At 39.5% G+C, this 12899-nt stretch carries 7 protein-coding genes and 1 pseudogene; 1 reads left to right on the plus strand and 7 read right to left on the minus strand.

What is annotated here, in order from left to right; all coding sequences use genetic code 11:
- Positions 1-73: 73 nt before the first annotated feature.
- The 6 genes from HMPREF9449_RS15730 to HMPREF9449_RS02730 all read right to left on the minus strand — a co-directional run bounded on the left by HMPREF9449_RS15730 (position 74) and on the right by HMPREF9449_RS02730 (position 10711).
- Positions 74-2608: a DEAD/DEAH box helicase gene (locus HMPREF9449_RS15730; RefSeq protein WP_222704613.1), complete on the minus strand. Its 2535-nt coding sequence runs from the start codon at positions 2606-2608 to the stop codon at positions 74-76.
- Positions 2609-2673: 65 nt separating this feature from the next.
- A complete protein-coding gene (locus tag HMPREF9449_RS02710; RefSeq protein WP_009135698.1) occupies positions 2674-3813 on the minus strand; it encodes a nucleotidyltransferase family protein in 1140 nt (379 codons plus the stop codon).
- Between the two features lie 315 nt (positions 3814-4128).
- Entirely contained in the window at positions 4129-5112 is a 984-nt protein-coding gene (locus tag HMPREF9449_RS02715; protein WP_040611177.1) for a hypothetical protein, read from the minus strand.
- On the minus strand, positions 5081-6700 hold the full coding sequence (locus tag HMPREF9449_RS02720; protein WP_009135700.1) for a hypothetical protein: 1620 nt from the start codon (positions 6698-6700) through the stop codon (positions 5081-5083). Before HMPREF9449_RS02720 ends, HMPREF9449_RS02715 begins: the two co-directional genes overlap by 32 nt.
- A 595-nt stretch (positions 6701-7295) precedes the next feature.
- The gene (locus tag HMPREF9449_RS02725) at positions 7296-9614 is read right to left on the minus strand and encodes a S8 family peptidase (RefSeq protein WP_009135701.1); all 2319 of its coding nucleotides are present in this window, start codon (positions 9612-9614) and stop codon (positions 7296-7298) included.
- A 5-nt stretch (positions 9615-9619) separates the two neighbouring features.
- The gene (locus HMPREF9449_RS02730; RefSeq protein ID WP_009135702.1) at positions 9620-10711 is read right to left on the minus strand and encodes an AAA family ATPase; all 1092 of its coding nucleotides are present in this window, start codon (positions 10709-10711) and stop codon (positions 9620-9622) included.
- A 441-nt stretch (positions 10712-11152) separates the two neighbouring features.
- On the opposite strand from HMPREF9449_RS02730, the gene HMPREF9449_RS02735 reads away from it, so the two are divergent.
- Entirely contained in the window at positions 11153-12454 is a 1302-nt protein-coding gene (locus tag HMPREF9449_RS02735) for a hypothetical protein (RefSeq protein ID WP_009135703.1), read from the plus strand.
- Between the two features lie 88 nt (positions 12455-12542).
- Here HMPREF9449_RS02735 and HMPREF9449_RS16970 read toward each other — a convergent pair.
- Positions 12543-12817 (minus strand): annotated as a pseudogene (locus HMPREF9449_RS16970) (hypothetical protein); the annotation flags it as partial.
- Positions 12818-12899: the final 82 nt, after the last annotated feature.

Consider the following 12899-nt stretch of genomic DNA (forward strand, 5'->3'; position numbering starts at 1 on the left):
AAAAGAGGGTGAATAAAAGCCCTTATTTGCACAATCACTCCAGCAAAATGCCGGGGTGATTGTTTTTGTAGGGTTAATGTTTCATTTGTCTTATCTCATAAGGAGTTTTGTTATCATAGAACAACTCGTACTGAGTTTCACCGATGAAGGCATCTTTGTTCTTACAGATGATAAATCGTTTGTCGTCACTATACCTTTGTCTGATATAATATGCAGATTGGTGGTTTTTCAACAGAACAATATGCTTTCCAATAAAGCAAATGTCATTTCCACCGACAATTTCTCCGCGCCTGTATGGAATACATCTACTTAGTCGGTAGTCTAAAGGAAAATACATGTCGTTGTCTTTCTGAAATTTTACAAATCCAATCTGTATCAATTCCGGTATTTGATTAAAACAGACTTTGCTTCCAAGATCTACATAATATTCCTTACCATCTTCTATGAGATGTAAGTAGGCATCATCGAGCAATTCTGCATAATCATATTTAGGATCTTCCTGCCGGCTCAGTTTTTCAAAGAAACGGGTACGCAAAAGATATTTACCCTCCCAATTCCGTACTACACGAATACCATATGCCTGACGAAATATCTCTGTGTAGGATCCGGTTGATTTCCACCGTCCTAACCGAATGTCACGACAGAATGTATTATAGACTTTCTTGTCTTTTCGAGTAATACGAATATCCAATGGTTCTTCATAATCAGACAAGTTACAGCCACAATCAAGTTCCACCGGCAAAGGGTAACGGAATAATCTTGTTTTCTGGCATTCTTTTACCCGGTGTTCGAAATCCTCAACCATATCTGTCCAGCGTTTTTTTTCATTTATCCATTCTTCCAACAAAATAGGATGCAGTTCCGCCTTCCATTTCTGTTTGAAAAAGAGTTTCCCGCTTTCATCTTCAAACAAGGAAATATTATCCATTTTCTCTTTGAAAACAAATAACTTGGGCATCTCGTTATTGGGAATATAAAAATTCCGAAACCGGAGGCCGTCACTAATACCATGAACCAAGGCTGCTTCTGTAACAAAGCTGTTCTCATCCATCACCCTGGTCTGTACTCTTGGATACAGATTTACACCATCGGCAGTGCTAAATTGCAAGAATTCAAATTTCAGCAGTTTTGGCTGCAAAACAAAGCGTATACCATTCCTTAAGTCTATCCACGGACGTTCACGGTCTATTTTTCTCCTGGAATACAATTTAGCGATTCCATGCAATTTCAGTTCTATCTTACGATATATACAAGGTAATATTTCCTTGCCACCTTTATCAGACACACCCACAGAACCATCTGCTCCCATTATCAATTTATAACCATGGGCTGCATCCAAATCATGACGTTGCCCATCATGAGTCATTACAGATACCATTTCTGTACGTTCATCAGGAGAGAAATCCTGCTGTAAGGAAGCATTCAAAGATGGCATTTCCAAAAAATCTTCTTCTGCTTGTTTTAAGTTACCTTTGCCGGAAATTTTTCCTTCAAACATTGCCTGCCAATCACGGTCATCTGATGGCAAACCAAAGATGTGGAACAATCCTACATTATCCAATATAAGACAATACTTTTTACCTTCGAAGACACGCATGCCACGACCTACTTGTTGAAGATACTTGGCAAGCGAGAGTGTAGGTCTTGCCAGCTGAATAAATTCAACATCCGGACAGTCAAAGCCTTCACTGAACAAATCTACATTGACAAGTACCTGTATATCATCGAAGCTCTTTATGTTTCCAGAAGCACAGGAATCAGTATCCTTGAATCTTTTCAAAAGCTGCTTTCGTTCAGCATCCGGAGTTTTAGAACTTATAACGATGGATTTAATACCATGCTGACTGTAAAATTCAGCGATATGTTCTGCATGGTCAATGTCTATAGCATACACAATACCTTTCTTGTTTGCAGCATATTTTAATACCGTGTTACAAAGTCTTTGAAGACTTGGTCGGACATCCAGTTTCTCACTCATTTCGCGGATTGAAAAATCACCGTCCGATCCGCGCTTTTTTAAACTGCAAATGTTTTTTTGTTCCTCACTGTCTATTTTTACAGACATATAGTCGTATAAAGACAAACGTTCTTCGGCTATGAATCTATTAGTTGTCCACGATTGCAGCAGTATGTCGAATATATCCGTAAATCCATGTTTCGTCAAACGGCAAGGTGTCGCTGTAACACCTAATATTTTAGCTTTTGGATAGTCTCGAATGACTGTCGTATATGTCTTCGCAACAGCATGATGAGCCTCGTCAATTACGATCAAACCGGGAGACTCTTTTACAGCAGAGTTATTTTGAGACAACCATTGAATAGACACAACCTTTACTTTGTCAGATAGATTTTCTGAAATATGTTCATCCATAGATTCCATTATCTGTTCAACGGAATCTTTAATCTGTTGTATAAGTTCACGTCTATGTGCCACAATCCAGACTATACTCTCATTCCTTTTCACCCAGTCGTACACATATGCGGCCAACAGATACGTTTTACCCGTACCTGTCGGCATCTGTACCATTGCGGATCGATGCAATTTAAAAACCGATTCAATCCTTTGTTTCATTTCAGTTTGATAGTCGTAGAGTTGTATTTGTTTCATGGAATGACAAAATGATTTTTTTAACAGAGGTTGTCCTTTTATTGAAAGTAACAGTTTGCTTAGAATCAAATCCAACCGTGCCATTTTCTCCAGAAGTACAGCCAGATTCGGAATGGAGCATCTGTAAGGACTTCGTGCGGATAATGCTTGAAGAATGTACAATTTCTTTTGAGTGAGAAAGCAAAACGAACGGAGGCATATTTCATCCGTGAAGAACGCCGGATGCGTTTGTCGAATTTGCCGAAATTACCGGAACGCATTATTTCTGACAATAAAAAACGCCCTTCTTTTATATCCGGAGGAAGAATCAGATAATTATCCTTCAAACCGAAAACTTTCTGCATGACGAACATGACGGCAGAAGCAAAACGTGTCATGCCCATTTGTTGAAGAATATCCAATGTTCTCTTTATGCTGTCTTCAGAAGCCTGATGATGCAGGACATGGTAATAGTCCATGAGTTGTCTGAGTCCGATGCCTTCACCAAAAAGGTGGCGATAGATATGTAACAAAATATAGAATCGATTGAATTCAATGGTCGGTGAGTTTATGTTTTCAGAAATATCCGGCAGTTCTATTTCGTTGGAGAATTGAACAGGAACCTGTTCCATGAAAAATTTCTGCAACCTTTTGTTGTCAGCAAATCCGTTCATCCAAGAAGGGGTAAAATGAAGCTCCACTTCTGTATCCTTGAGTAGCGGGTAGTGCACATGACAATACGTTACCCCTTCTAGTTTTCCTTTATCACCAGCCAATTCCAATACAGATTTCCTAACCAATGAAAGTGAGCATTCTGAAATTTTAGCAGGATGCAGCCAAACGTCAATATCTCCCGGCATACGCAGTAGTGGAAAGGTATAAAGTGCGGCCATGCTTTGTCCTTTGAGTATGGTATAATCAAATCCTTTTTCTTTTAAATGATTGCCAACGATAATACATTCCTTATTGATGCGCTTATTGAGAATACGTATCTGTTCAGATATGGCATACCATTTCAAAAGCAGCTTTTGTGGGGGTTTCTGGTTTTGGGGCAGTAATGTAATACCGGTAAATAGAACGCCTGTCAATGCTTGCCGGTGAGCTAATTCATAAATGCCAAACCAGTCTTTTGCACTAGGAATGCAGGAAAATTCCTTTCTATTTCCCAATGATATCTGAATAAGTTCAAAGAAAAGTTTTGTTAGTGGTATGATGGTCTGTTCCATAAAGTCTTATAATGTATTACGGAATGATGTCAAGTAATTGCTTCGGAATGCTTATAACGAATAGCCTTGACAATAAATTTAATACCACCGATGCAATTATCAGATTATTTATTGCCAAGGTCGACTATATTTTATTACAGCTATTCTTTTAGTTTGAAAAAGCATTCAAAGTTACTGATATTCTTTCGTTTACATATAATTATAATCAGATAATTGATAAGAATTTTCTATACCATATAGATTATAATTTGTATGAATGAAAAAAAACATTCCGAACAATAGGTCTTCAGATTGGTTGTATATCCTTTTTGCCAATCATAGTTCCTTCTTATTGCAGGTCAAGTATTCATAGTCGGATATGTCATCCTGAACATCGTCCCATATCATGTGGTAATCCTCATAAATCCGGATCCAGTCCTCTGTTGACAGGTGCGGAAAGTAAGAGGAATACAAATTGCGGAGGTCTTCCAGCGACAGCGACGGGTTCCGATGTAGGATATCGTGAATCTCTTCTTCGCACTCGAAGAGGGAATCATAGAATTCATCCGTCCCCTGGTGGGTATAGACGGCTGTGCAGTCCTCAATGAGATGTTCAATGAAGTCCAAGCATTTCTGCAAGTCTTTCTTGACGGTGATTTCCTCATCCATATGGGGATTATAATAACCACAACTGACATTTACACAGCTCACTCCCAGTCCGTTCTCCTTCAGCGTGAGAACATCTGTCATCAGCCCATTTTTCTCCGCATAGCCCCATTTTTCGGGAGCAGCCTCCCTGATGAACTTTTCGGAACACAGTTCTGTGAAGCTGATGGCAGTAATCAGGTCGGAATTTCCTCTTCGATCAGGTTGTATGACAAATCTCACGTCATCAAAAAACGGCATGTATGCTTGAGCACTGCCTTTGCATCCGGTTTCTTCTTCGCGGAAGAACACGACTTTGATGACATCGTATTTCTGCAGGCATTCCAGGCAGATGAATATGCCGTTTTTGTCATCAGCTCCTAAATTCTCGTACCTCCGCTTTGATGGAGAGTAGCCGAAAAGGATGCCTTCAGCTTCAATGACTCTGAAATCCTTTGAATGCCTACAATGGGATATTTGGTCCAAATGGCTCACTAAACAAGGATAGGACTCGGAATTGCCTTTGGTTACATACAAGTTGCCGAAACTGTCCTTTTGCAGACTGATGTTTCCGTGAAGCCCGTTGATATAGGAACAGAGGAAGCGGATCATTTCCTGTTCCTTTCCACTCGGACTGTATATGTTATATAGCTTCTTCAACAGCTGCGTATTCATGTTCTTCTTCATAAATGTTTATATTATTATCGGAGAAATTAAATGGAAGACCGGTTCTTGAATCCAGCGAGTCATAGTATTCTTCGTCAAAACAGACTATCAAACCGTCCTCCAACAGGGTTTCTATGGTATTTAAATGGATGGTTTGTGACTTGTAAGCCTTTTCCTGCTGATTCCATATCTGGATTTCCGTCAGTTCATCCGCATCTTCAAACCAGTCCTTGTCATATTCGGAATAATGCCAATACTTCTCCTTGTGACAGTTTTCAGCATCCTCCCGGCATTGCTCACAGCAATAATATTCTTCAGTAATCTCCGAGTAGACGGAGTCGCCTGTCAGACAGTAGCTTTCGCACCAATCACAGAAAACTGTATCGTCATGATGATGATATTCACCGCAAGAGGATATATAGCGGAAATCCTCCAAATCGTCCACATCCACTTCGATTTCCCGTCCCTCCATGTAGCAGACCTGCGTTTCTGTACAATAGCGCTGATTATATTCATCCCATGCCTCCTCGCTTTCGTCATCATCACCATTCAGATTACGGTCGGTCGTATCCAGCAGATAATCATCTGCCGAATGCTTGTAGTTGTAGGCCTTCCTTTCCTCGTAATCGTACCATTTGAAGGAGTCCTGATAGGAAAGAGTGTCGTCCATGGCTAGGTCGCAGTCTATCTCAAACTTGCGGTCAAAAAGCGAACTTCCGTCAATGCCGACAAATGCGTTCGCCTCGTGGCAGGATGCCCCCACAATTTTGTATCCGTCAATGTAGCCTTCTTGGATTAGTTTATTGACAAGCATGTATTTCAGCATCTCGTCCTCTCCGGTAGTATATTGGCGTTCCAACAGCCTCCACCGTCTGTTGTCCTGATCGGTCACTTCGGTGAACAGGATAGCCCTTGCTACAATTTTTCCTTCCTCGTCCTTGAGGTAAGCAGCTTTTGCTTTTACCGAATCCAAGTAGAATGAATGCCTGTCCATATCCGTCATACAGGAATTGAAGTATCCTTTGCACCAGAAACTTTCATAGATGGCTTCGAAATTGTTGTCCACATGCAGTTCCATACCCGACGTACAGCCCAGCGTAAATGTGTACCATTGTTTGGCAAACACATCACCGCACAGCCAGTTCACAACACTGGAGGAAAGGATTTTTCCTACGATGGTTTCCAGCATGACGGCTCTCAGAAATTTTGCCGATTTCATTTTGAACACCCTGCTGCGTTCCATATTGACATAGCGGATGGAACCATGGTCTCCGTCTTCACAGATACCTCTGGCTTCATCCGTGCGGTATTGTGTAGACCAGTAAGTTCTTCCAATCAGTTCCACTCTGTGGGGAAGCGAATCATCCTGTTTGCCAGAACTGCATACTGCATCAATGGCCACCTGCTGAAGTTGGGCCATATCCTTAATGTTAAGCAAGGTGAAATCATTTCTCTTGCGGCAATATCTCAACAAGTCTGCATTCTTCAGATGGCTGAGCAGGATCTTGTTTTTTCTGACCTTCGCACCATTGTTCCTTTTTTCCACTGCGAAAATTTCCTTGAACTCATCGTAGTTCCTAAACTGATAGTACAACATAAGCTAAAGGATTATGAGGTTAATGACTGGATTATCTTCAACCGGCAGATTTGAACGTTTTGCCTGCATATTTCTTCCGGAATAGGCACATCCGCTTTCCGATTCGCACTCCGGAAATCCTTTCCAAGACTGGTTTCTTTTCATGATTCTTAATGGATTTAAATTTGACATGACCGGCTCCTTGGAGCACGGTATTCCTGTTTCTTACATGCCCCTCCAGTTTTTTGCCTTGTCCAAAGCAAGGCTTGGCGGAAAAAATACCGGAACGAAGTGAGGATGATTTTTTGCAGCCAACCCGCAAGGGCTGCCTTGTCTGCGACAAGGCAAAAAGCTATCTTTGCATGGAAGAATCTGGAATATCTGCGGATGGACGATGGTAGAACCACTGTTCAGTTGAGGGAATAAAAAACGGGAATAACCTTGGATGGCTATTCCCGCTGTTGAGAATCAGATGAATTTTGCTATTACAGATTAATTGGTCATGCGATTAGCATTTTTGCTATATATGTTAGTAAATAAGGAGCATCAAATTAATCTTTCAAATTTGATACTCCTTCATATAAATCAATAAGTAAACCTGTTATGTCATTGAAGTCTATACACCTTCTGACAGATGAATATCATTCCTAATAATAATATTTGAATGTTCAAAATTATGAATATTCAATAATCGAATACCCTCATTATATACTACACCTTTATGCTTTGGGTCTCTAATCGTTATAATAATGGTTGTCCTTATAGAGTTTATGACACCGTCTTCTTGCAATTCACACATAGTAGCATCTCTAGTAAATGAGCGTATTGTCATGGCCCATGTGGTATCGTCTTTAATTTTTTCTTTTTGTCCATCGGTCATTGTAGATAAGTCTACCTGATATTTTTTTACCGGTTGCCACTTGTGATTTTTCATAATAAGATTACGTTCCCTCATCATTTCAGGTTGATGAACTGAGTATTTATCCCCAGTCAAAATGTTATGCAAAGAAATAATTCTTTCTTCATTTCGATATGTTTTAGGAATTCCTACAGCACCAAGAGCTACATGATTGACTCCCTGAATCGGTCCGATTTTCACATCAATATCCGTCTGACAATATTCATTGCCCTCTCCTCCTTTTAGTACAGGATCAGTAACAACTGTCACCGTTACTATGCCATAAAAATAGCCGTTTTCGTCTATTAAAGAGTTTGGGAAAGGGAAATCAATCACTTGAAAATCTGTACCTTCATTGAAATCAGGTTGCCAAACCATCGTAAATTCATCTTCGTCATTGTTTAACATCTCATCTATGGTTGAAGGCAAGCCAAAACCATAGATTCGGGTATATTCTGAAGTGTTTTTATCTACTACTGATGGATAGTTGGCATTATGAACAATTAAAGCTTTTACCAAAGTCGGATCAAAAGTTCCATCAAGTCTGTGGACAAGATGAGCTGCTAACGATGAAATCCTTGGAGTAGAAAAACTTGTGCCAAATGCTGTATGCTGAATGTCTGCACCCGTCAAAACCTTAACGCCTGTTTTTATATTACCGCCATAATGTACGACTTCCGGCTTGATTAATTTTTCCGGACCATATCCTATTCGGGAAAAGGGAGAATGCATCCCTTCATCCAAATCTTCAGGATGCGTACCTTTATTACATACAGACCCGACTGTCAATGCCAATAATGATTCAGCTCCCAAAGTAATACGACCCAGATTGTGACTGTTTCCGGCTGATTTGCAAATCAAAACATCGTTTTTCTTTTGAATGTCATCCAATGCAATGGCAAAATCAGAAAATATAAAGTCTGATACTTCCGTTTGTGAGCCTTGAGAAAGATTCCAGATCTTTATCTCGGGGTGTTTCTGCACAGCTTCTCTGATATACATAATCAGTTCATCTTCAGAAATCCGTATTCCCTCTCTGTCTGAATTCACTATGTTGCTGACATATTTCAAGGGTCCGCAACCGGTACAATTAGTATTCTCCAGTATGTCCCCATAAACCGCCACACTCGTTACCATTGTGCCATGGTTCCGATTTATATCCAATTCATCTAATCCTGCAATATTGTCTTCCTCCTCAAGACTCCATGATGATAAATAGTCAGACTTTTCCACTCCGGAATCAAGAATGCCTAAGATAGGATATTTTTCCCCTTCGATGGGTTTTGCCAGCTCCACTTCCGCTTGAAACGGATTGGGGGCGGCAACCAGTTCGTAATAAGGCATTTCTTTTATGGAAATTACGCTATCAAGCGTAGCTATTTGCCGTATAGAATCTGCAGATGGACTTTCTATTCTAAATATTCTCAACCCCTCCGCATAATTTGCCTTTATTATATTACATGCCAAATCCTTGCCAAGTTTCAAGAGCAACTGTTCTGACAGGGTATTGAGGTTCGCATCTTTATAATCAACTAGCTGAATTTTAAGAAGTTTGTCGCTTAACTCATCAATATTAACATCGCAAGTGTAAATAGATAGTTCTTCTATAGCAGCCACACCAATGAGTTTATCTTTTGAAGATGTATGATTCTGCACAGAAGCTATATCATCTTTTATTGCTTTAATGTCGTCATTCCCATCCAACTTAAACAAAATATCCCGAAACCCTGAAATGCCAATTACATTGTGTTTACGTTTCCGGTTAAGGAGCGCTCGAACATTCGGACGGTATGATTTAGCCGTTGCATGTTCATTGAGTTTGGCTTTTATCAATAAAGGCAACTGACAATTATGGGGGTGTCGATTTTCGAAATGTAAGCTGATATTATCTAGCGCATTGACAAGTCGAACTGAATTCTCTCGAATGACTTGTTCTGTAGCCCATTTGGGGAGATCATTTGAGCCTCCGGCTTCTTTTAAGAACTCATCCTGATTTTTACGAGTTTTTACAAGCTGAATAGGAAGTGTTTTAGCCATATGATTTATTTATTAGCGGTTAAACTTTTGATTTTACGAAGACTAATGCCCGTCAATTCATTTATTGCTCTTTGCGTTAGTCCTTTTGACTTTAAATAAAGGATGAATTCATCCTCTGATTTTTCACCATTTTGTAACTCATAAATGCTAAAAAGAAGATGAGATATGGATAAGTCATTTTGCCCCTCTAAAATACCCTTAACTTTAGCCCGGTCAAAAAGGTTCTTCATATCAGAAGGAGATATTTCTTCAAACAGATTTATCATCCCTTTTGTATTGAGTATCAGATCGGCAATCTTATCCTGATCTTCACCGCAAAATAGACGAATTAAATCAACAAGTTCCTTGTCTTTAGGCATTTTCACCTCGACCTTTTGCAGGAAACGGCGCCAGACTGCTCTGTCTAATAATTCAGGATGATTTGTTGCAGCTATGAGAACGCAATGTTTAGGCATTGCATCCATGTTTTGCAACAAACTGTTGATAACTCTCTTTAATTCTCCAATTTCTTTCTGGTCATCACGCGCCTTTGCTATAGCATCAAATTCATCTAAAAACAAGATACTTGGAAACTCTCCGGCATAATCAAAAATTTTTCTGATATTTTTGGCTGTGCTTCCCAACAAAGAGGAAACCAAGCTGTCAAGCCGGGCTAAAATCAACGGAAGCCCTGTTTGATTGCTTATATAATGTGCAATACTTGTTTTTCCACAACCGGGTTGGCCGTAGAGTATAAGAGTTTTTGGAATATCCAGCCCTTGTACCTCTAATTTAGATGAGTTGCGTACAATGTTGACAAATTCTTCTATTTGGGATTGAGTCAGAGAATTCAAAATAATTTTGTTTACACTTTCGGCAGGTGGGATAACTTCGACTATCTGAAGCCTGCTATCCAGATCCAAAGGGGCATTTCTTAGGGCATCCGCAACCACACTGGGGCGTACGTTGGTATCTTCTATTTTTTTTCTGATACAAGCAGCAAAAACGGTATCACCCTCTTGGCTTAATCTATCTGCAAGTCTATTGGAGTAGCTGATGACTTTCCGTTTGTCATTAGTCAACCCTCCTTCTATAATTCGTAATATTTCGGTATTCATGAGTAATGTACTTTTCTGCAAAGATACAAATTTGCGTACTTACGGCAAAGAAAATCGTTCTCAAAGATACAGTAATATACATAAATAGTGCAATTATTGTTCCTAAAATACGGATTTTAGTTCTAATTGTCTTAAGTTGAGACAAGCTTATCCAATATATAGCAACTCCATGTAATTCTTTCAACATGAGTGCAAATGCTATTTCACCGGTTTTATTATAGAATCCGTATAAGCATTTATTCAATTAATAGGTAGTCCCAGGCCAATATATTATCTCCATGGCGTAGTATAATTGTAGTATAATGCTTTCTCAAAGACTATATTCAAATAAAAACGGTTATATTTGCAGTTTCTTTGACCGGTATAATTCGTCATATATACAAGGTGAAATAACCAACCTTTGAATCAAATTAAAGATAAATATAAACACTCATTCATATCATGGATAATCCTTCACTGAAACTTCAGGAAATAATGGGAACCTATTATCCAAATTTCCTGGAAATCTATGTCAATACGGATAAGGCAGTAGTCTTGCATAAACTTTCTAAAAAAGAGTTGGGCACATTCTTTCACGAGTGGATCCATTTCATACAGGACATAACGACTTCATTCGGCTGTTACAATGCGTATGTGTACTTTGAGTCTTTTTTGTCGTTAGGCAAAAAGGCCATGGAGGAAAAGGATGGAATTTCTGGTTCTGTTTCATTGGACAACAGTACAAATGTATTTACCAATCGCTATCTGTTGAACAACGGATGGGGAAGCGTAGCTAATTTCCCTTTTTCTGCTATTACTCAATGCGTCAATCAAAGTATTCGTGTGCCGCAATATTTGGTGACAGATCCATCTATTACTGAAATTCCTCAGTGTTTAGTTACCACAGATGCCGGTAAAACCTTTCAATTTGGTGCTTTGCATATTATGGAAAGCATGGCTTCGTTGTGCCAAAGGGTATTATTCCCGGAATCAGAGGGTTCTCATCCCATTCATCCATATCATATTGCAGAGATGATTGCCGAACTATATTCACCGGAGTTTGCCAAAAACAAACTAAATATCATTGCTTTGTGTGATGTGTCTTTAATGTGTTCAGTACCAGGTGCTCAATTCGTTTCATATCTGGCAAGAATCAGAAATAAGGAGGTTCCTTTGCCTGTTTGTCCCGAAGATATTTATGACTATTATTTGAAGAATCATAATTATTTACCTTCTTACTCTGAAATCTGCGAAAAAACACGCCATCATTTTAAAGGAGTGTTGAAAGATCCCAAAGCTTTTGCTGCTTATAGAACATGGATTGACAATGCCTATGACGTAGCTTGGGATTTAAGGAATAATCATCCCTATTTTATACTTGATTTGCTAAAATGCAACAATCTATTGGATGCCTATTCGTCTTTCTCTAATTTGTTTTTCAAGTTGGGAACTCCGCTACTTAGAAATAATCAGAATGAGTACAACAAATATCCTTTGAACGCAAGTAACAAATCCTGGGATGTAGAATTTATGCAGCCTATCAAACATATAGGTAATATGTTAGTTGGAGGAAAGCGTTCCTGCGCTCTGAAAGAATGGTGTAGGAAATCTGAAGAAGAACTAGTTAAACAGGGTTGCTCTGAAGGAATGCCTTGCCATGTTGATGAACGATGCGATATGAATCCATCCTTGAGATCTTTGGATAAAATACGTTGTCCATTGGGATTTGTGTGGTATGCATTAGGTATTCCTTTGATGAAGTAGAAATATCCACTCTTAGTCGTTTTGTTCTTTTAATCAAAACGACTAAGAGTGGAATTTATAGAAAAAATATTTATCTTATCTACACCACATGGAACGTACCGTTGAACTGCACGCCCTGCTGTGTGAGATGCTGCTTCTTCGACACGATGCGGTGTATGTTGTCGTAGCCTATCTCCAGACGGTAGAGTGCGATACGTATAGGCATGCGCCATCCGTCCACCTTTCCGCTTTCAGGAAGTGCTCCAGTAGGCGGTTGTGGCTGTCGTAGGTCCACTGCGTCACATAGGTGGCAATCGCCTGGTTGGGCACAATCAGCGTGCGGCGGATCTTGGTGACTTCGCCCATCTTGCCGTAGAAGTATTTAGGGCTCGCTAAATAAAAAAGTAGGAGATAAATATTAATGGTTAATATTTACCTCCTACTATGTTCTATAGACTATTAACTC

Source organism: Odoribacter laneus YIT 12061 (genome assembly GCF_000243215.1).
GTDB classification, from domain to species: Bacteria; Bacteroidota; Bacteroidia; order Bacteroidales; family Marinifilaceae; genus Culturomica; species Culturomica lanea.

Coding starts and splice junctions, on each gene's coding strand:
- HMPREF9449_RS15730 (WP_222704613.1), bottom strand. CDS start 2,608: ATGAAACAAATACAACTCTACGACTATCAAACTGAAATGAAACAAAGG.
- HMPREF9449_RS02710 (WP_009135698.1), bottom strand. CDS start 3,813: ATGGAACAGACCATCATACCACTAACAAAACTTTTCTTTGAACTTATT.
- HMPREF9449_RS02715 (WP_040611177.1), bottom strand. CDS start 5,112: ATGAATACGCAGCTGTTGAAGAAGCTATATAACATATACAGTCCGAGT.
- HMPREF9449_RS02720 (WP_009135700.1), bottom strand. CDS start 6,700: ATGTTGTACTATCAGTTTAGGAACTACGATGAGTTCAAGGAAATTTTC.
- HMPREF9449_RS02725 (WP_009135701.1), bottom strand. CDS start 9,614: ATGGCTAAAACACTTCCTATTCAGCTTGTAAAAACTCGTAAAAATCAG.
- HMPREF9449_RS02730 (WP_009135702.1), bottom strand. CDS start 10,711: ATGAATACCGAAATATTACGAATTATAGAAGGAGGGTTGACTAATGAC.
- HMPREF9449_RS02735 (WP_009135703.1), top strand. CDS start 11,153: ATGGATAATCCTTCACTGAAACTTCAGGAAATAATGGGAACCTATTAT.